This window comes from Pseudomonas sp. CAN1 (assembly GCF_030462585.1).
Classification (GTDB): Bacteria; Pseudomonadota; Gammaproteobacteria; order Pseudomonadales; family Pseudomonadaceae; genus Pseudomonas.
Genome location: NZ_JASMRU010000002.1, coordinates 267425 through 288178 on the forward strand (window position 1 = coordinate 267425; position 20754 = coordinate 288178).

The following is a 20754-nucleotide window of genomic DNA, read 5'->3' on the forward strand; positions in this document are numbered from 1 at the left end:
CAGTTCTCCTAGGAGCGGAACAGGCGGCTGTATTGGGTTTCGTGGGTCATGCAGGCCAGCGCGAGACCGAAGGGCGCGCCGCCATTTGGGGAGTTTTCCAGCGCGGCGCGGCAGGCGGCGTCGAGGTCGGGAAGCAGTTGCGAGGTGAGCTTCTGCGCGGCCATCTGGCCCAGCGGCAGGGTCTTCATCAGGACCGCCAACTGGTTCTCCAGCCAGCTCCACAGCCAGGCTCCGAGGGCCTGCTCCGGGGACAGCCCCCAGGTGCGGGCGGCCAACGCCCAGGCAGCGGCGAAAGAGGGTTCGGGCTGTTCGGCGAGCCACTGGCGTGCGGGCTCGTCCAGCTCGGGCAGGGCTTCGAGCAACTGGCCGAGGGAGAAGCCCATCTGCCGATTCTCCAGGCCTAGCTCGCGGGTTTCGCGGCTGGCGCGATGGCGCTCGGCGGCGTCGCGCAGGGCGTCCCAGTCAGCACTTTGTGCGGCCCGCAGCAGTTCGGCGAGCAGCGGGCCTTCGAAGCGCGCGAGGTTAAGGTGCAACTGATCGACGAGCCAGGTGCGGGCGCTGTCGGCGTCCTTCACCTGGCCCTGGTCGATGGCGCTTTCCAGGCCCTGGGAGTAGCTGTAGCCGCCGATGGGCAACTGTGGGCTGGCCAGGCGCAGTAGTGACCAGATGGTGGAGGGCTCAGCCATGAGCGACGCCCTGTCCATTCGCGCCGATCTGCCCCCTCTCCCTCTGAGCGGGGCGCGCAGCCAGGGCTGGGGTGAGGGCCCCGGACTCGCGCAGGAACATCACAAACGCACTCCGAACTGGTGCAGCTTCGGCGCGTAATTGAATGCTTCCTCGCCATGGTGCGAGTGGTGGTGGCCGCCACCATAGGCGCCATGCTCCGGCTGGAAGGGCGCTTCGATGGCTCCCACCGTGGCGCCGAGCTGGTCGAGCATGGCCTTGAGCACGTAGTCGTCGAGCAGGCGCAGCCAGCCGTCGCCGACCTGCAGGGCGACGTGGCGATTGCCCAGGTGGTAGGCGGCGCGGTTCAGCTCGCGGGCGTTGGTGCAGGTGACGTGCAGGAGTTTTTCCGGCGCAGCGCAGATGCGTACCACGCGGCCGTCATTGGCCAGCAGGAATTCGCCATCGGCCAGCGGCGACTGGCCGCGTTCGAGGAACAGGCCGACGTCTTCACCCGTGCTGGTGAAGCAACGCAGGCGGCTCTTGCTGCGTGCCTCGTAGTTCAGGCGCAGCTCGGCGTCCCAGTGTTCGCGGGGTTCGGTTCGTTGGTGGATGACCAGCATGGCAGCGTCCGGCAGTAGCAATGGCGGTGCTACAGCAAGGGGCTTGCCAGCGCGGGCCCAGGTCAGTGCTGGCGCGGGCTGGAGCGGTTGTCCGTTCGGTCAGTAATGGTGCGCGCGCGCAAGGATGGTGCGCACGAAAACGGTGCGCACCAAGGCGGGGCGAAGTTGAATCGTAGGAGCGGACTTTGTCCGCGATGGGGTGGCCGGGTGCCGAGTGTTCGGTCGGAGCGGGGGCGAATCGATCGCGGACAGAGTCCGCTCCTACAGGGGGACTCTTGCGCTCGGGGACGTGCGTAGGGCGCATAACCCGGAACGGGTTATCCGCCATTTCGGCGGATAACGCCTGGGGGCGTTATGCGCCCTACGATGTTGGGTCCGCAGTGGGGTTCGTTCGCGAGCAAGCTCGCTCCTACAGGTAATGGTCGAGCGCGTGCGGGCGGCTCAGGGCCGCGAGCCAATCCCGGTCCAGTGCTTGGCGCCGATCATGATGAAGCGCAGCTGCTGGGTGATCTTGGCCTGGGGCGAGAGGTGCGTCGGCAGGCTGTCGGCCGGCGGGTCGATCAGCTCGGGGAGGGTGGCGAACACGGTCTTCACCACCAGGTCGGCGATCACGTCGATGTCCTGGGCGGTGAGGTGCGGCAGCTTGTTGAGTAGCGCAAGGTCGGCGGCGAGGTCGTCGGTGATGCGCTGGCGCAGCTCGCCCACGGCCTGGCGAATCGGGTGCGAGCCGCCGTACTGCTCGCGGGCGAGGAAGAGGAACTGGGTGCGGTTGGCGGTGACCGCGTCGAGAAAGATGCGCACCGAGGCCTCGATCACGCCGCCCAGTTCGAACTCGTTGCGGCGCACCACGCGCAGGGTCTCGCGGAAGGTCTCGTCGACCGCAGCGACAAGCGCCAGGCCGAGCTGGTCCATGTCGGTGAAATGCCGATAGAAGCCTGCCGGGACGATTCCTGCGGTCTTCGCCACTTCCCGCAGGCTCAGGCTGCCGAAGCCGCGGCCGCTGTCCATCAGGCTGCGCGCGGCATCCATCAGGGCCAGGCGGGTCTGTTGTTTCTGTTCGGCGCGGGGAGTGGCCATACGGCAGTGCTATCCAGGGCGAGGGCGCAGGCACTCTAACAAATGCCGGTCGGCGCGGGGGAAGTTCCTGAACGAATCAGTGAACAGATGTTGACTGAAAATGCTCGGTCATGAGATTTTAAGTGAACACATGTTTACTGTTCGGTGTTCGTCCATGTCCCTGCTTCCCTTCGCCAGCCTGCGCTTCATCTCGCCGCTGCTGTCTGCGCTGCGCGCCCTGGTGCGCGACCAGTGGCTGCGCGAGTCGGATGTCGATGCCGTGCTGCGCGCCTGCAACCCTGGCTGGTCGCTGCGGCGGGTGTTCGCGCGAGTCGAGGCGCGGCAGTGGGTAGCGGACGACATGCTGGAACTGCGCCTGCGCCCCAATGCGCACTGGCGCGGTGCGCGTCCCGGCCAGCACCTGCAGCTGTTCGTCGAGCGCGACGGCGTGCGCCACAGCCGCAGCTACAGCCTGACCCGCATCGCCGAGGATGGTTGCCTGGAGTTCGCGGTGAAGCTGCAGCCGGGCGGGCGGATTTCTTCCTTCCTGCTGCAACAGTTGTGCGTCGGTGACGTGCTGGAGCTGGGCCAGCCGGACGGCGAGCTGAGCTGGCCGGCCGATGACCAGGGCGTGCTGCTGCTGGCCGCTGGCAGCGGACTGACACCTTTGCTCGGCCTGCTGCGCGAGGCGCTGGCGCGCGGCTACAGCGGCCCGGTGACGCTGCTGCATTACGTCCGCCAGCACGGCCAGAAGGCCTTCGTCGAAGGGCTGCAGGCGCTGGCGCGGCAATATCCGAATCTTGAGCTGCGCTGGGCACTGAGCGGCGATGCCGCGCTGGACGGCGAATTGTCCGGACGTTTCCAGCGCGACCACGTCGCCGACTTGGATGGCTGCCATGTACTGGCCTGCGGCCCCGGTGGCTTTGTCGAAACCGTGCGCCAGGCGCTGGGTACGAGCAGCCGCAGCCTGCAAGTTGAGAGCTTCAGCCCGCCGGCCTGGAACGACAGCGAGCCGGCAAAAGCCGTGAGTCTGCGCTTCGCCCGCAGCGCGCTTCAGGTAGCCGGTGACAGCCGCCGCAGCCTGCTGGAGCAGGCCGAAGCCAGCGGCCTGCGCCCGCTGCACGGCTGCCGCCAGGGCGTCTGTACCAGTTGCACCTGCACGCTGGTCAGCGGCTGCGTGCGCGATCTGCGCAGCGGTGAGCTGTTCAGCGAGCCGGGCCAGCCCATCCGCATCTGCGTCAGCGCGCCCCAGGGCGACCTGACCGTCGATCTCTGATCTTCAGGAGAGTGTCCATGCGCGAAGATCGCGACCTCAGCGCCACCGAACTGGCGGCCTTCGGTGCCGAACTGGACGCTCTGCGCCAGCGCACCCTGCACGACCTGGGCGAGCAGGATGCCCGCTACATCCGCCGCATTCGCGCGGCGGTGCGCTTCTGCTGCTGGAGCGGCCGCGTGCTGCTGATGGCCGGCTGGTTCCCGCCCACCTGGCTGCTGGGCACCTTCCTGCTCGGGCTGGGCAAGATCCTGGAGAACATGGAGCTCGGCCATAACGTCATGCATGGCCAGTACGACTGGATGAACGACCCGGAGTTTTCCGGGCGCAGCTATGAGTGGGACATCGTCGGCCCCGCGGACTTCTGGCGGCACACGCACAACCATGTGCACCATACCTACACCAACGTGCTGGGCATGGATGACGACGTCGGCTATGGCGTGGTGCGGCTGTTCCCCGAGCAGAAGTGGAAGCCGTTCTACCGCTGGCAGCCGATCTGGGTAACGCTGCAGGCGCTGCTGTTCCAGTACGCGGTGGCGGTGCAGCACCTGCGCCTGGACAAGTACGTGAAGGGGCGGATGAGCAAGGAGGAACTGCGCCCGCTGCTGCGCCAGTTCAACGCCAAGGTCGGGCGCCAGTGGGTGAAGGACTACGTGGTGTTCCCGCTGCTCGGCCTGTTCACCGGCGCCTTCGGCGCGGTGCTGCTGGGCAACGTCATCGCCAATCTGATGCGCAACCTGTGGACCTTCACCGTGATCTTCTGCGGCCACTTCACCGAGAAGGCAGCGGTGTTCCCGCCCGAGGTGCTGCAGGGTGAGACCCGCGGCCATTGGTACCTGCGCCAGTTGCGCGGGTCGAGCAACCTGGAGGGTGGCAAGCTGTTCCACATCCTCACCGGCAACCTCAGCCACCAGATCGAGCACCACCTCTACCCGGATCTGCCGGCACGCCGCTATGCGCAGCTGTCGAAGGAAGTGCAGGGGATTGCCGCGCGCTACGGCCAGACCTACAACAGCGGCCGCCTGTCGGCGCAGTTCGCCACGGTGCTCAAGCGCATCTGGGTACACCGCAAGCCAACCGTGCCGGCACTGCCGGCCAGCGCCTGAGGCGAATCAGGCGCGGCGGGTCAGCGGCGAGGCGATTTCCTCACGCAGGGCGCGCAGGTCGGCGGCGTCCTGGTTGAGGTGATGGATCGACTTGAGCAGTTTCTGCCGGAGCAGGTCGTCCTGGACCTGTTCAACCGCGCGCATGACTTCCAGCGCCGTGGCTTCGTTGTTGGCGGCGACGGCGTCGAGGGTCTTGCGCAGGCTGCGGGTTGCGTGGTGCACGGGGGTGATCTCCTGAAAACTGCGAGCACCCTACGACCTGATTATTTCCAATAAATTTCAACCAGTTGCTTTCCGATCGGTGGACATGATGTCGCACTAATGGCCCGTAGCCGGGGAAAGCATGCACAAGGCCAGCAACGGCGCGAGGTTGAGCAGCAGTACGCCGATCTTGTAGACCGCCATGCCGCCGTAATGAATGGCATCGAATTTCTCCACCGGCAGGTCGAACCAGCGGCGATGCAGGCGGTAGACGAAGTCGTGGGCGAAGGTGAAGGCGGCGAACCAGATCAGCAGGATGAAATAGTTGATCAGGGTGCAGTTGAGCAGGAAGGGCTTCAGGTCCTGGAGCAGCATGGCGATTCTCCGGGTACGTACTGTGTTGGACGCGGGCCCGCAGGGATGGTTTCAGGCGTTTTAACGGGCGTTGGTCCGATAGCCGCGGCGCTGGCCGCCGGCCATAATGCGCGCCTGCTGCAAACCATGTGATCTTTGCCGCGCGACGGCTGTCCGATGTCCGGACGGCTACCCTTGCCGTTACACCCTCATTCCTCATCTGCCTGCCGGACTCGCCATGTTCAGCCCGCTCGTCACGTTTCCCGCGCTCTATACCGCCACGCTGTTGATGCTCGCCGGCTCCGGCCTGTTCACCACCTACATGGGCCTGCGCCTGACCCAGGAAGGCGTCAGCGACCTCTGGGTCGGCGGCCTGATGGCGGCCTACTACTTCGGTCTGGTCTGTGGCGGCAAGTTCGGCCACAAGCTGATCGCCGGCTTCGGCCATATCCGTTCCTACGTCGCCTGCGCCGGCATGGCCACGGTGATCGTGCTGATCCACGCGCTGGTCTCGCAGCTGGAGGTGTGGATCTTCCTGCGTTTCATCATGGGCGCGGTGATGATGAACCAGTACATGGTGATCGAGAGCTGGCTCAACGAGCAGGCCGAAGGTCACCAGCGCGGCAAGGTGTTCGCCGGCTACATGGTGGCGGTGGATGCCGGCCTGGTGGTCGGCCAGGGCCTGCTGGCGCTGAGCCCGGCGCTGGATTACAAGCCGCTGCTGCTGGTCGCCATGTGCTTCTCGTCGTGCCTGATCCCGCTGGCGCTGACCCGTCGCGTCCACCCGGCCAAGCTGGTGGCGGCGCCGCTGGAGATCGGCTTCTTCTGGAAGCGCGTGCCGCAGTCGCTGGGCACCATCTTCGTCGCCGGTCTGATGGTCGGTGCGTTCTACGGCCTGGCGCCGGTGTACGCGGCGCGCAACGGCCTGGACACCGCGCAGTCGAGCTTCTTCGTCGGCATGTGCATCGTCGCCGGCTTCTGTGCGCAGTGGCCGCTGGGCTGGCTGTCCGACCGGGTCAACCGCAGCTGGCTGATCCGCGCCAATGCCTTGCTGCTGTGCCTGGCTGCGGTGCCGATGTGGGGGCTGATCGAATTGCCCTATACGCTGCTGCTGGCGAACGGTTTCCTCACCGGCATGCTGCTGTTCACCCTCTATCCGCTGGCCGTGGCCCTGGGCAACGACCATGTCGAGCAGTCGCGCCGTGTGGCGCTGTCGGCGATGCTGCTGACCACTTATGGCGTCGGCGCCTGTATCGGCCCGCTGTTCGCCGGCGCGATGATGCGCCACTTCGGTCCGGGCATGTTCTACATGCTGGTCTCGGCCTATGCGCTGATCCTGATCTTCTGGGTGCAGCCCAAGCGCGTTACCGGCGTACACCGTGTCGACGAGGCTCCGCTGCAGCACGTGGCCATGCCCGATACGGTCAGCCCGATGGCCGCGGCGCTGGACCCGCGCGTCGAGGAAGTGCCGGAAGAGCTGGTGGTGGAAGCACCGGCCAGCATCGGCCGCTCCGATGGCGAGCCGGATGGCGGCGAGTCGAAGAGCTGATCGCCGTTAGCGAAACGCAGAAATGAGAAAGCCCGGCAGATGCCGGGCTTTTCTTTCGCCTGTCAGGCGTATTTCGTCTGGATCAGGAAACACGCTTGAGGTGGGCATCGAACACGGTGTCACCACCGGACTCGGCGACCATGTTGCTGTGCAGCTTGTCGATGGTGTGCTCGGAGCCGTTCTCGGCTACGCGGACGTCATCCATCTGCTTGTGCAGGCGGTCGATGGTGCGCTCGGAACCGTTATCAGCAACGCGGGCATCGTCCATTTGCTTGTGCAGGCGGTCGATGGTGCGCTCGGAACCGTTATCAGCAACGCGGGCGTCGTCCATTTGCTTGTGCAGGCGATCGATGGTGCGCTCGGAGCCGTTATCGGCGACGCGGGCATCGTCCATTTGCTTGTGCAGGCGGTCGATGGTGCGGTCGGAGCCATTCTCGGCAACGCGGGCTTCAGCGCTCTTCTGCTGCAGCTGGTGTTCGTGTTGCGGGAGGTTGCGCGGGCCGTTGTTGAGGATGGCCGGGGCGGCGAAAACGGCGCTGGCGGACATCAGGGAAGTGAGTGCAAGGCTGAGGGCGATCTGGCGTTTCATGTTGTGTGGCTCCGAAAGGGGGGCGGTTTGTCTTGGCTACGGGTCTATTTTCCCTTCGGATAAATCGATTTAAAAACGATGCCGGGTAATACAGAGCATCAGTGTTGTCGATTATTTAGCCGGCTAATTTCTACTATCGCTGCCAATGATGGAACGACGAAAACCGCTCTAGGGCGGTATTTTCAGGCGTGTTTCAGGAGGTTTCAGGCAAGACGCCGTTACAAAACGCGGCTGGCCTGTTATCGAGGGCGGGGGTTCACGGGCTTCGAGCGATAAGAAAGCCCGGCGGGGCCGGGCTTTTCTCTCACCTTGCGGTGTACTGCCTGGAGCGTTACGCCTTCAGGTGGGCGTCGAAGACGGTGTCGCCACCGGACTCGGCAACCATGTTGCTGTGCAGTTGGTCGACGGTGTGCTCGGAACCGTTCTCGGCAACGCTCATCTCTTCGTGCAGACGGTCGATGGTCTTGCTCGAACCGTTTTCAGCGACGCCCAGTTGCTTGTGCAGGCGGTCGACGGTCTGGCTGGAGCCGTTCTCGGCGACGTTCATTTCCTGGTGCAGGCGGTCGGTGGTTTTGCTGGAACCGTTTTCGGCAACGCTCATCTCGCTGTGCAGACGGTCGATGGTCTTGCTCGAACCGTTTTCAGCGACGCCCAGTTGCTTGTGCAGGCGGTCGACAGTCTGGCTGGAGCCGTTTTCGGCAACGTTCATCTGCTGGTGCAGGCGATCGATCGATTTGCTCGAGCCGTTTTCAGCAACGCTCATTTCGCTGTGCAGACGGTCGATGGTCTTGCTCGAACCGTTTTCAGCCACCTTCATTTTCTGGATCAGACGATCGACCGACTGGCTGGAACCATTCTCGGCGATACGGGCCTTGGCGGCTTCCAGTTGTTTCTGCTGTTGATCCAGGGTGTGTTCGGCGCCGTCCTGAACCAGGATCTCGGTCTGGCTGGCGTTGATGACCGGGGATTCCTGCTGGGAGCCGGCGAAAGCGGCATTGGCAGCAAGTACGGAAAGGGCAAAGCCAAGTACGAGGGTGCGTTTCATGATGCGGCTCCAGAAGAGTGGGGGAGTTCGTTGGACACGGACTCAGTATCAGTTCTGGATTATCGATTGGAAAACGATGCCGGAAGATAGTCGCTATCGATGCCGATGATTGTTTATAAGTCTATTTAAAATCAATAAGTTAGTATTGAAAATTGACTTCTATCAATGCCTTCGATGGGCTGTATCGGCGTGATTGGTAATATCGATTTGTTGGATGTTTCTGTGGGCAGGAATGCGGGGAATGCCTCTGGAATGAGGGTCTGGCGGCAGTCATGGCCCTCGAGCTCCCTGTGCATACGCGGAAAATCGTGCCTGCGCCAGGGAGCGCGCGTAGGAGCGGATTTATCCGCGATGCTCTCCAGCAGGGGCGGGGCTATCGCGGACGGAGTCCGCTCCTACGAAACCGCGGGCGCTGGAGTGACGTTGGTAGAAGCGGCGCTCCAGACGGCAGGATGCCCGGTCGGATTGCCCGTGCCAGGGAGCGAGCGTAGGAGCGGATTTATCCGCGATGCTTTCCAGCAAGGGCGGGCCTATCGCGGACGGAGTCCGCTCCTACGAAACCGCGGGCGCTGGAGTGACGTTGGTAGAAGCGGCGCTCCAGACGGCAGGATGCCCGGTCGGATTGCCCGTGCCAGGGAGCGAGCGTAGGAGCGGATTTATCCGCGATGCTTTCCAGCAGGGGCGGGGCTATCGCGGACGGAGTCCGCTCCTACGAAACCCTGGGCGCCGGAGTGATGCTCCAGACAGCAGGATGCCCGGCCGGAGCCGGGCATCGATGGGGCCGATGGCAGGGGGGGGAGTTACTTGAGGTCCTGCAGCAGGTCGGCCATGTCATCGGCGTGCTCTTCTTCCTGGGCGAGGATTTCCTCGAACAGGCGGCGCGTGGTGGGGTCGTCGTCGCCCAGGTAGACGACGATCTCGCGGTAGCTGTCGACCGCGATGCGCTCGGCCACCAGGTTCTCGGTGATCATTTCGCGCAGGTTGGCGCCGGCCACGTATTCGGCGTGGGAGCGCTCGGTCAGCCCGTTGGGGTTGAAGTCCGGCTCGCCGCCCAGCTGCATGATGCGCTCGGCCAGCAGGTCGGCGTGCTGCAGTTCCTGGGTGGCGTGTTCGAGGAATTCGGCGGCGGCCACGCTGGCCTTCAGGCCGGTGGCCATGAAGTAGTGGCGCTTGTAGCGCAGGTAGCAGACCAGTTCGGTGGCCAGCGACTCGTTGAGCAGACGCAGCACGGTCTTGCGGTCGGCATGGTAGCCCTCGGTCACCGCGCCGTCCTCGATGTTCTGGCGCGCCCGCTGGCGCAGGGTCTGGACGTCGGTCAGTTGTGCCTGGTTCATCAGTTTCTCTCCTTAACGGCTGGCCTTGTGGCGAGCCGGCGCTGCGATGGCGCGCGGCTCGATCCGGGTCACAAGGTTCGGAGTCGCCGGCCTGCGGAAAAGTTTGGTTTTTTTGCTGACGCGCCCATTGCTGACATTTCCCGTGCAGATTGCGGGAGCCATCGCCTCGCTATGCTGGTCCAAGACGACAGGCCCGTGGAGAATGCCGCCCCGGCATGCTCAGGCGGCCATCGATACCGGCAGCTACGTGGGGACGGCGCTGCTTCCACCGACGCGGCCAGCAGGGAGTTCAGGTATGACGCGCGGGAAAAGAATCTGCCTCTGGGGCTTCATTGGTTTCATCGCGGTGATTGCCGCGCTGGTGGTGTTCATCGCCACCTTCGACTGGAACCGGGTGAAGCCGATGATCAACGACAAGGTCTCCGCCGAACTGGGGCGCCCCTTCGCCATCAATGGCGACCTGCAGGTGTTCTGGCGTACGGAACCGGAAGAGGGCGGCTGGCGCGCCTACGTACCGTGGCCGCACTTCAGTGCGGCGGACATCACCCTGGGCAACCCTGACTGGGCGGCCGGCAAGACGAAAGCTGCCCACTTCGCCAGCCTGGAGAAGGTCGAGTTCCGCCTCGCCCCGCTGCCGTTGATCTGGCAGACCGTGCGCATTCCGCAGATCGTCCTGACCCGCCCCAGCGCCGATCTGCTGAGGCTCGCGGATGGACGTGCGACCTGGACCTTCGATCTGCCGAAAAAGGCAGAAGACCCCGACGCCATGCCCGAGCAATCCCCGTGGAAGCTCGACATCGGCGAAATCGGCTTCGACAAGGGCAGCGTCACCCTCGATGATCAGACCCTGAAGACCCGCCTGGAGCTGCTGGTCGACCCGCTCGGCAAGCCGGTGCCCTTCGGCCAGTTGGCGGGCAAGGCGCTGGCCGGCGGCGACAAGGCCGGGACCCAGGACTACGTGTTCGGCTGGAAGCTCAAGGGCCAGTACAAGGGCCTGCCGCTCACTGGTGCGGGCAAGGTTGGCGGCATGCTCGCCCTGCAGGATGCGGCCAAGCCGTTCCCGGTTCAGGCCGATGTCTCCGCCGGCAGCACCCGCGCGAGCATCGTCGGCACCCTGACCGACCCGCTGAACCTCGGCGCGCTGGACCTGCGCCTGAAGCTTTCCGGCACCAGCATGGCCAACCTGTTTCCGCTTACCGGCGTGACCCTGCCCGACACCCCGGCCTACGAGACCGACGGCCGCCTCAAGGCGGAGCTGCATGACTCGGCCGGCGCGCAATTCCACTACGAGAACTTCAACGGCAAGGTCGGCGACAGCGATCTGCATGGCGACCTGGTATTCGTCAATCGCCAGCCGCGGCCCAAGCTCTCCGGCAAGCTGCGCTCGGAGCAGCTGCGCATGGCCGACCTCGGCCCGCTGATCGGCGCCGACTCGAACAAGGACAAGCAGGCGCGCGGCCAGAGCACCCGCCAGCCGGCGGACAAGGTGCTGCCGGTGGAAGAGTTCCGCACCGACCGCTGGCGCGCCATGGACGCCGACGTGGAGTTCACCGGCAAGCGCATCGTCCACAGCGACAAGCTGCCGATCAGCGACCTCTATACCCACCTGGTGCTCAACGACGGCCTGCTGACCCTGGAGCCGCTGCGCTTCGGCGTGGCCGGCGGCACGCTGGATTCGCATATCCGCCTGGATGGCGGCAAGACGCCGCTGCAGAGCAAGGTCCAGCTGCAGGCGCGCAGCTTCAAGCTCAAGGAGCTGTTCCCCAGCTTCGCGCCGATGCAGTCCAGCTTTGGTGAGCTGAATGGCGATGCGGCCATCACCGGCACCGGCAACTCGGTGGCGACCATCCTCGGCGGCGCCAACGGCGAGATGAAGCTGCTGATCAACGACGGCCGCATCAGCCGCAGCCTGATGGAAATCGCCGGGCTCAACGTCGGCAACTACGTGGTGAACAAGCTGTTCGGCGATGACGAGGTGAAGATCAACTGCGCTGCCGCCGATGTTGGCATTACCAATGGCCTGGCCAAGCCGCGGGTGTTCGCCTTCGATACCGAGAACGCGATCATCACGGTGGAGGGCAGCACCAACCTGGCCACCGAGCAGCTGGACCTGGACATCGTTCCGCAGAGCAAGGGCGTGCGCATCTTCTCCCTGCGCTCGCCGCTCTATGTGCAGGGCACCTACAAGAACCCGAAGGCTGGTGTCCATGTCGGGCCGCTGGCCGCCCGTGGTGCGGGGATGGTGGCACTCGGCGTGACCGTTGGCCCGGCGGCGGCGCTGCTGGCGCTGATCGCTCCGAGCAAGCAGGACGACAACCAGTGTGCGGCGTTGCTGGCGCAGATGAAGCAGCCGTCGAAGGCGCCGGCTCCGGGCAAGGGAAAATAGGCCGGCAGCTACTGTAGGAGCGGATTTATCCGCGATGTGTTCGGCGCGAAGCTCGGCCGATCGCGGACGGAGTCCGCTCCTACGTTTCCGGCAGGCCGTCGCCGGTGACGATTCGTAGGAGCGGACCCTGTCCGCGAAGTCTCGCCGCCATGTCAGGCCTTTCAGGTGTTGGCGTAATTGGCGTTGGCGGCGACCTGATGGCATCTCCCGAAAAGATGGAATTCCGCCGCAGAGGATTTCGCGGACAAGGTCCGCTCCTACGCGCGCCGGCTAACGCAGCCCGCAGGGCGCATAACCCGGAACGGGTTATCAGCCATTCCGGCGGATAACGCCTGGGGCGTTATCCGCCTTACGGGAACGCGCCCTACGGCCGATCAATAGATCGGCACGTAGAGATCGGTCTCAGACGCCGGGTCTTCCGGGCCGAGGAAGCGTTCGGTGTAGCGCTCCAGGTCCACGCCCTTCTTTGGCTCCAGGCCATGGCGGGTCAGCAGGCTGGAATAGATGGCCTGGAAGCTGTCCGCGATGGCGCTGACCGGGCCGATATGGGTGAACACCGCATACTTCTGCGCCGGCACCTCGAAGCTCATCATCCCCTCGGGCACTGCGGCGCTGGCGTCCACCGGTAGCCCGGCGATGTAGTGGAATTCGCCGCCCGGCAATTGCGTGCAGACGCCGTAGGCAGTCTTGTCCGTCGCGCTCGCCGCGACTTCCTTCTCGCGGGGCAGGAAGCGCTGCCATAGCTGGCCGATGCTGTCGCCCGGCGCGCTGCCGCGGAAATCCATGCCGATGACCTGGAAGGCGGGCAGTTCGATGATGCGGTATTTCATGGTCGGCTCCTCAAGTGGCAGCTGGGATGATAGACCGCCGCTGCCCGCCGCGAACAATCCCCGCGCCACCCTGTGGCACGGCGAACAAAAAAGCCCCCGCCGGCAGGCGAGGGCTTTTCGATACCGCTCAGACTTGCATCACGGCTGGTAGTCACGCTCGTGGCGGTCCAGCTCGGAGCAGGTCAGGAAGCCCGAGCCATCGACCTTGCCGCTGCCATCGAAGCTCACGTAGAAGGGCTGTTGCTGCCCGTCCTTGCTGAGGATGTAGCTGTTGCAGCTGCCCGGCTTCATCAGGCGCTTCTGCGTCGAGGACGGCGTGCCGCCGATCTTCAGGACTTCTTCCTGGCTCATGCCCTTTTCGACATTGCGCACCAGCGCCTCGTCGCGGAAGGTGATGTAGTTGACCGGGTTCTGCACCTTGGTGGAAGCGCAGCCCGCCATCGAGGCCAGTACCACTAGCGCCAGCAGTGATCGCTTGTACATGGTGTTCTCCTTGGTTGAGCAACTCACTCGCCCAACTTGGAGCCCAGGTGATGGCGCAGCGTTCAAGAAATCTGCGCGATGCCGCGCTTACTCGGCATCCTTGATGGCGTCGTCGAGGCGCTGCTGGTTCTGCGCATTGGCCGCATCGACCTGCTGCTTGAGCTGCTGCATCTGCTGCTGCGCCTGTTGTGCCTGCTTGGCTTGCAGGCTGGCGGTGGCGGCGGTTTCGCCCAGGCCGCAGGCGGACAGGGTGGCGCCGAGGAACAACAGGCCGATCAGTGGGAAGGCGCGCATGGCGGGCTCCGCGAAAGAGGTGAAGGACACCGCCACACTAGCGCATGGCGCGCTCGTCGTCAGTGAGCCGCTGCTCAGCCGTAACGCTTCATCGCTTCGATGGCCAGGCCGTTGCCGATCCCGCCGAAGCGGTCGCCGTCGATGTGGCGGGCATTGGGCAGCATGGCTGCCACGCTCTGACGCAGCGCCGGTACGCCGGAGGAACCGCCGGTGAAGAACACCGTATCGACCCGCGCCGGATCGACGTCGGCCGAGCTCAGCAGCTCGCTGATGCTGCCGCGCACGCGCTCCAGCAGCGGGCCGATGGCGCCCTCGAACAGCTCGCGGCTCAGTTCCGCCACCAGGCCCGGTTCGACGCGCGCCAGGTCGATGTCGCGGCGCTCGGCATCGGACAGCTCGATCTTGCTGGCCTCCACCTGCATCGCCAGCCAGTGGCCGGCGCGCTGCTCGATGAGCTTGAACAGGCGGTCGATGCCGGTGGCGTCGACGATGTCGTAGCGCATGTTCTGCAGCGCCAGCTGGGACTTCTGCGCGTACACCGCGTTGATGGTGTGCCAGGTGGCGAGGTTGAGGTGGTAGCTGGTCGGCATGAAGGCGTCGCTCTTCATCTTGCTGCCGTAGCCGAACAGCGGCATCACGCCCTGGATGCTCAGCTGCTTGTCGAAGTCCGTACCGCCGATGTGCACGCCGCCGGTGGCGAGGATGTCGCCCTGGCGATCGGCCACTTCGCGACGCTCCGGCGACAGGCGCACCAGCGAGAAGTCCGAGGTGCCGCCGCCGATGTCGACGATCAGCACCAGCTCTTCACGCTCGATGCTGCGCTCGTAGTCGAAGGCGGCGGCCAGCGGTTCATACTGGAAGGAGACGTCCTTGAAGCCGAGCTTCTGCGCCACGGCGACCAGGGTGTCCTGGGCTTCCTGGTCGGCCTTGGGGTCGTCGTCGACGAAGAACACCGGGCGGCCCAGCACCACGGACTCGAATTCACGCCCGGCGACAGCTTCGGCGCGCTTCTTCAGCTCGCCGATGAACAGGCCCAGCAGGTCCTTGAAGGGCATTGCGCTGCCCAGCACGGTGGTCTCGCTTTTCAGCAACGAGGAGCCCAGCAGGCTTTTCAGCGAGCGCATCAGGCGACCTTCGTAGCCTTCCAGGTATTCGTGCAGGGCCAGGCGGCCGTACACCGGGCGGCGCTCCTCGACGTTGAAGAAGATCACCGAGGGCAGGGTGATCTTGTCGTCTTCCAGGGCGATCAGCGGTTCGCTGTCCGGACGCCACCAGCCGACGGTGGAGTTGGAGGTACCGAAGTCGATGCCCAGGGCGCGGGCCGCAGTGGTCGGGAACATGGTGCAGGATGTCCGGAGAAAAAACGGCCGCGCAGTGTACGCGAGCGCTTTGGGAAAATCAGGGTATCCGTCGGAAGGCTATGGTGGCAAAGAGGGCTTGGGGAGTAGCTTGTAGTTTTGCTACATTGTGTTCCTGTAGTTTTCCTACAAGAGTTTTCCACTATCTGATTTCCGTTCTCCCACCCCGTACAAGCAGTTGGATCCCACCATGCACAGAGCCTCCTTCCACGAATTGCGCAAGGATTTCCGCGCCTTACTGAATTCTTCAGCCTGCTATCACACCGCTTCGGTGTTCGACCCGATGTCCGCGCGTATCGCCGGCGACCTCGGCTTCGAGGTGGGCATCCTGGGCGGTTCTGTAGCTTCACTACAAGTTCTGGCGGCGCCGGACTTCGCGTTGATCACCCTCAGCGAATTCACCGAGCAGGCCACTCGCATCGGTCGAGTCGCCCGCCTGCCGGTGATCGCCGACGCCGACCACGGCTACGGCAACGCGCTGAACACCATGCGCACCATCGTCGAGCTGGAGCGCGCCGGCGTGGCCGCGCTGACCATCGAGGACACCCTGCTGCCGGCGCAATTCGGCCGTAAGTCCACCGATTTGATCCCGGTCGAGGAAGGCGTCGGCAAGATCCGCGCGGCGCTGGAAGCGCGCATCGACGCGGAAATGGCGATCATCGCCCGCACCAACGCCGAAGTGCTGGAAGTGGACGACGTGATCCGCCGCACCCTGGCCTATCAGGCCGCTGGTGCTGACGGTATCTGCATGGTCGGCATCCGCGACTTCGATCACCTGGAAGCCATCTCCCGCCACCTGTCGGTGCCGCTGATGCTGGTGTCCTACGGCAACCCCGAGCTGCGCGACGACGCGCGCCTGGCCGAGCTGGGTGTGCGCATCGTGGTCGACGGCCATGCCGCCTACTTTGCTGCGATCAAGGCCACCTACGACTGCCTGCGCGAGCAGCGCGGCGTGCATGCCTCCGACCTGACCGCTTCGGAACTGGCGAAGAAGTACACGCTGCCCGAGGAGTACCAGATCTGGGCGCGCGAATACATGGAAGTCAAAGAGTAGGGTTCACCTTTCCCGCGCCGCTCAACTACGCGGCAGATGCGCCAGCAGGTATTCGACCTGGGCGTTGAAGGGATAGAGCAGAGTGCCTTCGGGTTTCTCCGCCTTGCGCAGGTAACTCCAGCGCGAGAGCAGGGAGTCCCGGCTGGCACCGGCGGGTAGTGCCGCCAGGCGTTCGCCGATCCGCTCCTGCAGTTCAACGATGCGCACTGCATCGTTCCCGCCCTCCGTTCCCAGCAGCCGGCCATTGGCCCGGCGCGCCTCCAGTAGCGCCAGCTCGCGCAACTCGCCTTCCAGTCCCTGTGGCGCCGGTGACCGTGCCAGGATGAAGCTGTCGAACAGCCCCGCCACTTCCTGCGTCTGCTGCACCGCCTGGCGGATATCCACGTCCTTCTGCGTATACGCCGCGCGTACCCGGTCCAGTGTCTGCCGGTAGAGCTGCCAGAGGTCCCGTAGCGAGCTGGCGTTCTTCTGCTGGGCCAGGTCCTGCTCGAAGCTGCTGCCGAGGTTGTCCAGGCGGTCGAGGAAGCGTGGGTCGCCGGTGGCGCTGTAGAGCAGCAGGTAGCGCTCCATGTCCTGCAGGTTGGCGTCGATGACGTCGGCATTGGCGGCGCGCGGCAGCAAGCCGGCGAACAGCAGGCTGGCGATCAGGGCGCAGGCTTGGCGCATGGGCGGGGCTCCGGACGGGCTCAGGGTCCTTCGATTGTCCCGAGCCTTGGCGCGGTGGCCCATAAGACGTATCTGGTTTCGCCCGCGACGCACTCGTCGCTTCGCGCGCCATCGGCCTTGCATTCGGCGGCCGTGGGCGGCATATCTTCAGGACACGCGAATTTTCCACGGGAGGGCGCCATGGCCAGCGGCTGGGCAAACGACGGAGCGGTTCAGGAGCAGATCGACAGCACCATCGAGGACGCTGTCGCACGGGCGCGCAACCAGCTGCCCAAGGGCGAGAGCCTGAGCCATTGCGAGGAGTGCGATGCGCTGATTCCCGAGGCGCGGCGCAAGGCCATTCCCGGTGTGCGGCTGTGCGTGAACTGCCAGGCCGAGCACGACAAGGAGCAGGGTGGATACGCCGGCTATAACCGGCGTGGGAGCAAGGACAGCCAGTTGCGTTGAAGGGCTTTCGCCCGACCTGAAAACGGCGCCCATGGGCGCCGTTTTTCGTGGGGAACTGTGGGAGTGAGGGGGACGCCCATTCATTGCTCGCGAACCCTGGCCAGCGCCATAGCCTCGGGTGGTTCGCGAGCAAGCTCGCTCCTACGAAAAGCAGTAGGTCAGGCGGTGAGGGGTACCAGCACGCTGAAGGTGATGATGCCGTCGGCCTGCTCCACTTCGATCCTGCCGCCATGGGCGCTGACGATGGCCTGGGAGATGTACAGGCCGATGCCGAGCCCGCTCTTGTTGCGGTTGTGGCCGGGGACGTCCTGCTTGAACGGCACGAACAGGTTGGCCAGACGCGCGTCGTCCAGCGCTTCGGCTTCGTTGAGGATGCTCAGGCGCGCCCAGTCGCTCTCGCGGCGCAACTCCACCAGCACCGGGCGGCCGGGGCGGCCGTGGTGGCGGGCGTTGCTCAGCAGGTTGGCGGCCACCTGCAGGTAGCGGTCCGGGTCGACCTGGCCCTGGAGGCCGTCTTCGATGGCGGTCTCGATGGACAGCCCCGGATAGGCCACGTCGGTCTCCTGGACGATGTCGCGGACCAGTCGCGAAAGATCAGCGGCCACCGGTTTCACCGTCATCCCGGCGCCGCTCTGCAGCCGGCTCATTTCCAGGATCTGGCTGATCAGCCGCTCCATGCGGCTGCTGGAGTAGGTGATGTGCTGGCGCAGCTCGGCGTTGCGCACGTCGCTGGAGGAGAGCATGGCGGCGGCCATGGAGATGGATTGCAGCGGGTTGCGCAGGTCGTGGCCGAGTACCGCGATCAGGCGCTGGCGCATGCGGTCGATCTCGCCGGCGCGGTTCAGGCACAGCTCCACCAGCTCGGTGCGCAGCTTCTCGGCGATGGAGAGGTCGATGCCGGTCCAAGGCATGGAGCGCCCGCGCACCACTTCCTCCCAGGCTTCGAAGGAGCCGCGCGGGGTCAGGCGCGGGCCGGAGGGGCCGGTGCTGACGATCTTCTCCGGCTTGCCGCCCCAGCGGATGCGGTGCACCTGCTCCAGGCGCAGCCAGACGATCCAGCCCGATTCCTGGCGATGGAAACGGATCGCCATGACGCCGCAGTAGCGTGGGTCGTGTTGATCGCCGAGGAACTCCGGGCGGCGGTCGCTGTGGTACAGGTCCAGCTCGTCGTCCTGCTGCAACTGCGAAACGATGGACACCGCCAGCTCCTCGAAGTCGCCGCCGATGCTGCTGGCGCGCCCGCCGAGCATCACCACCGCGGCGTCGCACGGCAGCAGGTCGGCAATGCCGGCGCCGGGTCGCGTCAGGGCGCTGAGCAGGTCGTCGGAGTCGCGGGTGCGGCGCAGCAGCGCCTGCTGGCGCTCGGCGGCCTGGCGCAGCAGTTCGCTGGTGCGGCTCTGCTCCAGGCGTTCGACCATGGCGCTGCACACCTGAGAGAACACCTGGAAGGACATGCGGATCGGGTAGGGCACCACCTTGGGGCTCATGTGGTGGCAGGAGAACAGTCCCCAGAGGCGCCCGCCGACCACGATGGAGATGCTCATGGAGGCGCGTACGCCCATGTTGGCCAGGTACTCGCAATGGATCGGCGAGACGCTGCGCAGGGTGCTGAAGCTCAGGTCGAATGGCCTGCGGCTGCGCGGGTTCAGCGTGGGGCGCACGGCCACCGGCTGGTAGGCCGCGTCGCCGATCAGCCGCACCGGGTTCTGCAAGTACAGGCGGCGCGCCTGGGCGGGAATGTCCGAGGACGGGTAGCGCTGGCCGAGGTAGCTTTCCAGGTCCTCGCGGCGGGATTCGGCGACCACCTCGCCGGAGTCGTCCTCGTTGAAGCGGTAGGCCATGACGCGGTCGTAGCCGGTCATCCGCCGCACTTCCTCGGTGACGCTGACCAGCAGGCTCTCGACGTCGTTGCGCAGTTGCAACTGGCTGACCAGGCGCTGGGCATTCAGGGCGAAGGTGGTGAAGGAGGCGGCACCGGCGGCGCGCCGCTCGAACTCCAGGTAGCGCACGCCGTCATGGCTGTGGCCGATCACATCGAAGAAGCGCCGGTTGATCCGCGCTTCCACGCTGTTGACCCAGGGGCCGTCCTCGCGCAGGCCTTCGGCGAGCATGGTCAGCACGTTGCCGCCGACGTCTTCCTCGGCCAGCGGCAGGCCGAGCTGCGGCGCGATGCCCAACAGGCTGCCGAGGTTGTCGCTGAAGCCGAGCACCTGGCCCTGTTCGTCGAGGGCGATCAGCGCACCGTGGGGCTGGATGGCGCCGGGGACGTGGATGGGTTCGTCTTCGCAGTTGGCGAGGGTGACCGGTTGCTCGCTCATGCCGGGCCCGCCCGGTGCGGTGCGGCGTCGATCACCCAGTCGCGGAACGAGGTGAAGGCGCGCACGGCGGCGGCCTGGGCGAGGGCGATGTCTTCCGGGCTGCTGACGTGTTCGGCCAGCAGGCGCTGGAAGCTGCCCCAGCGCTCGCCGGTGTGCTCGCCATAGCCCTGCAGCCAGCGCAGTGGCAGCGGGTCGAGAGAAGTCTTCAGGCGTTTGTAGAGCACTCGGCCACCGAGGGTGGCGCCTTCGGCTACGTAGGCGATACCGAAGGCTTCGGCCAGGCAACCCGGCGTTGGTGCGTGGGGGCAGTTGGCTCCCTGGGCTGCAGCGCCGGCCTGGAGATCGGCTTCCAGCCACTGGCTCTTGCCCTGGCGCTGTGCGGCGTCACCGGTATCCGGCCAGAGCGGCCACAGCGCTGACTCCAGCGGACGCATCCAGCCGAGCACGCGGGCGGCGTGGTCGAGGTAGTCGTGGGGAGTGAGTTCGCCGGTAAGCGGGGAGCGGCTGTCGAGATCGGCGTGCAGGTCGCGGGTGGCACTGCGCAGAGCGGCCAGCGCGGGCGAGACTCCGGCGTGCTGGTTCGTCTGGGACTTCATCGCCGTCATCGCGTCACCACCTTGGTCATTGAGGAGCAGAGCATAGCAGTAGCGATGTACGACAGGGCGGGTGGGGGAAAGTTGATCTAGTTGCCAGAATTTCAGGGGATAGGGCGGTCGACGGCGCAGGAGGCCTGTAGGAGCGGAGCTTCTCCGCGATGCTCTTGCTTGGAGTTTGGTATTTCTGCGCCGCTTCGGCGTGCGCGCGGATTCTGTGTTTCGCCTCCTCGGGCGACCTTCTTTGGCAAACGACGGATGGCCGCCCCACCCAAAGAAGGCAAAGGTCTTGCCCCGGACATCCGGTTTTTCGCTTAGGCGAAAAATTCCCTCGTTGAATCGAAGTTTCAGGGGCCCGCTGCGAAGGGCCATCCCTGGCCCATCGCGGCTCTCGCGACATCCATGTCGCTCAACCCCTGAAACTCCAATTCAACGAGGCCTCCTGAACGGGGCGTTCGGAGTGCGCGGGCGCTTCTCTGGAAACCTTGCATAGCCAAAGCCAAAGCCAAAGCCAAAGCCAAAGCCAAAGCCA

At 65.4% G+C, this 20754-nt stretch carries 21 protein-coding genes; 6 read left to right on the top strand and 15 right to left on the bottom strand.

All coding sequences use genetic code 11. From position 1 onward, the window contains the following. Positions 1–8: 8 nt before the first annotated feature. The 3 genes from QO207_RS04125 to QO207_RS04135 all read right to left on the bottom strand — a co-directional run bounded on the left by QO207_RS04125 (position 9) and on the right by QO207_RS04135 (position 2363). Positions 9–686, bottom strand: a complete 678-nt coding sequence (locus QO207_RS04125) for an urease accessory protein UreF (protein ID WP_301531306.1) — start codon at positions 684–686, stop codon at positions 9–11. A 99-nt stretch (positions 687–785) separates the two neighbouring features. Next, the gene (gene ureE, locus QO207_RS04130; protein ID WP_301531307.1) at positions 786–1286 is read right to left on the bottom strand and encodes an urease accessory protein UreE; all 501 of its coding nucleotides are present in this window, start codon (positions 1284–1286) and stop codon (positions 786–788) included. Positions 1287–1727: 441 nt separating this feature from the next. Beyond that, complete coding sequence (locus tag QO207_RS04135; RefSeq protein WP_253445748.1) at positions 1728–2363, bottom strand: TetR family transcriptional regulator; 636 nt, start codon at positions 2361–2363, stop codon at positions 1728–1730. Between the two features lie 154 nt (positions 2364–2517). Here QO207_RS04135 and QO207_RS04140 point away from each other — a divergent pair, with 154 nt between their 5' ends. Together QO207_RS04140 and QO207_RS04145 are read left to right on the top strand one after the other, a co-directional pair. Then, entirely contained in the window at positions 2518–3618 is a 1101-nt protein-coding gene (locus tag QO207_RS04140) for a ferredoxin reductase (RefSeq protein WP_301531308.1), read from the top strand. A gap of 17 nt (positions 3619–3635) precedes the next feature. Next, positions 3636–4721 (top strand): fatty acid desaturase, encoded by a 1086-nt coding sequence (locus tag QO207_RS04145; protein ID WP_301531309.1) that lies wholly within the window; start codon positions 3636–3638, stop codon positions 4719–4721. 6 nt (positions 4722–4727) lie between these two features. Here the strand turns inward: QO207_RS04145 and QO207_RS04150 are convergent, their stop codons facing one another. Continuing rightward, positions 4728–4943: a hypothetical protein gene (locus QO207_RS04150; protein WP_301531310.1), complete on the bottom strand. Its 216-nt coding sequence runs from the start codon at positions 4941–4943 to the stop codon at positions 4728–4730. 96 nt (positions 4944–5039) lie between these two features. Then, positions 5040–5297: a DUF6868 family protein gene (locus tag QO207_RS04155; protein WP_301531311.1), complete on the bottom strand. Its 258-nt coding sequence runs from the start codon at positions 5295–5297 to the stop codon at positions 5040–5042. 217 nt (positions 5298–5514) lie between these two features. Here QO207_RS04155 and QO207_RS04160 point away from each other — a divergent pair, with 217 nt between their 5' ends. Beyond that, positions 5515–6825 carry an MFS transporter gene (locus QO207_RS04160; protein ID WP_301531312.1) on the top strand — a complete coding sequence of 437 codons (1311 nt, stop codon included), beginning with the start codon at positions 5515–5517 and terminating at the stop codon, positions 6823–6825. Between the two features lie 82 nt (positions 6826–6907). Here QO207_RS04160 and QO207_RS04165 read toward each other — a convergent pair whose 3' ends face one another. The 3 genes from QO207_RS04165 to QO207_RS04175 all read right to left on the bottom strand — a co-directional run bounded on the left by QO207_RS04165 (position 6908) and on the right by QO207_RS04175 (position 9793). Further along, positions 6908–7414 carry a phage infection protein gene (locus QO207_RS04165; RefSeq protein WP_301531313.1) on the bottom strand — a complete coding sequence of 169 codons (507 nt, stop codon included), beginning with the start codon at positions 7412–7414 and terminating at the stop codon, positions 6908–6910. A 331-nt stretch (positions 7415–7745) separates the two neighbouring features. Then, a complete protein-coding gene (locus QO207_RS04170; protein ID WP_301531314.1) occupies positions 7746–8459 on the bottom strand; it encodes a hypothetical protein in 714 nt (237 codons plus the stop codon). An 800-nt stretch (positions 8460–9259) separates the two neighbouring features. Continuing rightward, positions 9260–9793, bottom strand: a complete 534-nt coding sequence (locus QO207_RS04175; RefSeq protein WP_301531315.1) for a bacterioferritin — start codon at positions 9791–9793, stop codon at positions 9260–9262. Positions 9794–10088: 295 nt separating this feature from the next. Here QO207_RS04175 and QO207_RS04180 point away from each other — a divergent pair, with 295 nt between their 5' ends. After that, positions 10089–12179 (top strand): AsmA family protein, encoded by a 2091-nt coding sequence (locus tag QO207_RS04180; RefSeq protein WP_301531316.1) that lies wholly within the window; start codon positions 10089–10091, stop codon positions 12177–12179. Positions 12180–12553: 374 nt separating this feature from the next. Here QO207_RS04180 and QO207_RS04185 read toward each other — a convergent pair whose 3' ends face one another. The 4 genes from QO207_RS04185 to QO207_RS04200 form a co-directional block, all read right to left on the bottom strand. After that, a complete protein-coding gene (locus tag QO207_RS04185) occupies positions 12554–13009 on the bottom strand; it encodes a GyrI-like domain-containing protein (RefSeq protein ID WP_301531317.1) in 456 nt (151 codons plus the stop codon). A 138-nt stretch (positions 13010–13147) separates the two neighbouring features. Then, positions 13148–13492 carry an osmotically-inducible lipoprotein OsmE gene (gene osmE / locus QO207_RS04190; RefSeq protein WP_301531318.1) on the bottom strand — a complete coding sequence of 115 codons (345 nt, stop codon included), beginning with the start codon at positions 13490–13492 and terminating at the stop codon, positions 13148–13150. A gap of 87 nt (positions 13493–13579) precedes the next feature. Further along, positions 13580–13786, bottom strand: coding sequence for a hypothetical protein (locus QO207_RS04195; RefSeq protein WP_301531319.1), 207 nt, complete (start codon positions 13784–13786; stop codon positions 13580–13582). A 74-nt stretch (positions 13787–13860) separates the two neighbouring features. Then, positions 13861–15126, bottom strand: a complete 1266-nt coding sequence (locus tag QO207_RS04200; RefSeq protein WP_301531320.1) for an Hsp70 family protein — start codon at positions 15124–15126, stop codon at positions 13861–13863. A gap of 208 nt (positions 15127–15334) precedes the next feature. On the opposite strand from QO207_RS04200, the gene QO207_RS04205 reads away from it, so the two are divergent. Next, positions 15335–16198 (top strand): oxaloacetate decarboxylase, encoded by an 864-nt coding sequence (locus QO207_RS04205; protein ID WP_301531321.1) that lies wholly within the window; start codon positions 15335–15337, stop codon positions 16196–16198. Positions 16199–16219: 21 nt separating this feature from the next. Here QO207_RS04205 and QO207_RS04210 read toward each other — a convergent pair whose 3' ends face one another. After that, complete coding sequence (locus QO207_RS04210) at positions 16220–16864, bottom strand: hypothetical protein (protein WP_301531322.1); 645 nt, start codon at positions 16862–16864, stop codon at positions 16220–16222. A gap of 180 nt (positions 16865–17044) precedes the next feature. Here QO207_RS04210 and QO207_RS04215 point away from each other — a divergent pair, with 180 nt between their 5' ends. Beyond that, positions 17045–17311 carry a DksA/TraR family C4-type zinc finger protein gene (locus tag QO207_RS04215; protein ID WP_301531323.1) on the top strand — a complete coding sequence of 89 codons (267 nt, stop codon included), beginning with the start codon at positions 17045–17047 and terminating at the stop codon, positions 17309–17311. Positions 17312–17469: 158 nt separating this feature from the next. On the opposite strand, the gene QO207_RS04220 is transcribed toward QO207_RS04215, so the two are convergent. Together QO207_RS04220 and QO207_RS04225 are read right to left on the bottom strand one after the other, a co-directional pair. Then, positions 17470–19629, bottom strand: coding sequence for a GAF domain-containing protein (locus QO207_RS04220; protein ID WP_301531324.1), 2160 nt, complete (start codon positions 19627–19629; stop codon positions 17470–17472). Then, on the bottom strand, positions 19626–20225 hold the full coding sequence (locus tag QO207_RS04225; protein WP_301531325.1) for a biliverdin-producing heme oxygenase: 600 nt from the start codon (positions 20223–20225) through the stop codon (positions 19626–19628). Before QO207_RS04225 ends, QO207_RS04220 begins: the two co-directional genes overlap by 4 nt. Between the last annotated feature and the right edge of the window lie 529 nt (positions 20226–20754).

Excerpts from the sequence above, each read along its gene's own strand:
- QO207_RS04180 (WP_301531316.1), top strand. The coding sequence starts at position 10,089 with ATGACGCGCGGGAAAAGAATCTGCCTCTGGGGCTTCATTGGTTTCATC.
- QO207_RS04125 (WP_301531306.1), bottom strand. The coding sequence starts at position 686 with ATGGCTGAGCCCTCCACCATCTGGTCACTACTGCGCCTGGCCAGCCCA.
- QO207_RS04140 (WP_301531308.1), top strand. The coding sequence starts at position 2,518 with ATGTCCCTGCTTCCCTTCGCCAGCCTGCGCTTCATCTCGCCGCTGCTG.
- ureE (WP_301531307.1), bottom strand. The coding sequence starts at position 1,286 with ATGCTGGTCATCCACCAACGAACCGAACCCCGCGAACACTGGGACGCC.
- QO207_RS04145 (WP_301531309.1), top strand. The coding sequence starts at position 3,636 with ATGCGCGAAGATCGCGACCTCAGCGCCACCGAACTGGCGGCCTTCGGT.
- QO207_RS04215 (WP_301531323.1), top strand. The coding sequence starts at position 17,045 with ATGGCCAGCGGCTGGGCAAACGACGGAGCGGTTCAGGAGCAGATCGAC.
- QO207_RS04210 (WP_301531322.1), bottom strand. The coding sequence starts at position 16,864 with ATGCGCCAAGCCTGCGCCCTGATCGCCAGCCTGCTGTTCGCCGGCTTG.
- QO207_RS04195 (WP_301531319.1), bottom strand. The coding sequence starts at position 13,786 with ATGCGCGCCTTCCCACTGATCGGCCTGTTGTTCCTCGGCGCCACCCTG.
- QO207_RS04205 (WP_301531321.1), top strand. The coding sequence starts at position 15,335 with ATGCACAGAGCCTCCTTCCACGAATTGCGCAAGGATTTCCGCGCCTTA.
- QO207_RS04155 (WP_301531311.1), bottom strand. The coding sequence starts at position 5,297 with ATGCTGCTCCAGGACCTGAAGCCCTTCCTGCTCAACTGCACCCTGATC.
- QO207_RS04135 (WP_253445748.1), bottom strand. The coding sequence starts at position 2,363 with ATGGCCACTCCCCGCGCCGAACAGAAACAACAGACCCGCCTGGCCCTG.
- QO207_RS04185 (WP_301531317.1), bottom strand. The coding sequence starts at position 13,009 with ATGAAATACCGCATCATCGAACTGCCCGCCTTCCAGGTCATCGGCATG.
- QO207_RS04165 (WP_301531313.1), bottom strand. The coding sequence starts at position 7,414 with ATGAAACGCCAGATCGCCCTCAGCCTTGCACTCACTTCCCTGATGTCC.
- QO207_RS04225 (WP_301531325.1), bottom strand. The coding sequence starts at position 20,225 with ATGAAGTCCCAGACGAACCAGCACGCCGGAGTCTCGCCCGCGCTGGCC.
- osmE (WP_301531318.1), bottom strand. The coding sequence starts at position 13,492 with ATGTACAAGCGATCACTGCTGGCGCTAGTGGTACTGGCCTCGATGGCG.
- QO207_RS04220 (WP_301531324.1), bottom strand. The coding sequence starts at position 19,629 with ATGAGCGAGCAACCGGTCACCCTCGCCAACTGCGAAGACGAACCCATC.
- QO207_RS04200 (WP_301531320.1), bottom strand. The coding sequence starts at position 15,126 with ATGTTCCCGACCACTGCGGCCCGCGCCCTGGGCATCGACTTCGGTACC.
- QO207_RS04170 (WP_301531314.1), bottom strand. The coding sequence starts at position 8,459 with ATGAAACGCACCCTCGTACTTGGCTTTGCCCTTTCCGTACTTGCTGCC.
- QO207_RS04160 (WP_301531312.1), top strand. The coding sequence starts at position 5,515 with ATGTTCAGCCCGCTCGTCACGTTTCCCGCGCTCTATACCGCCACGCTG.
- QO207_RS04175 (WP_301531315.1), bottom strand. The coding sequence starts at position 9,793 with ATGAACCAGGCACAACTGACCGACGTCCAGACCCTGCGCCAGCGGGCG.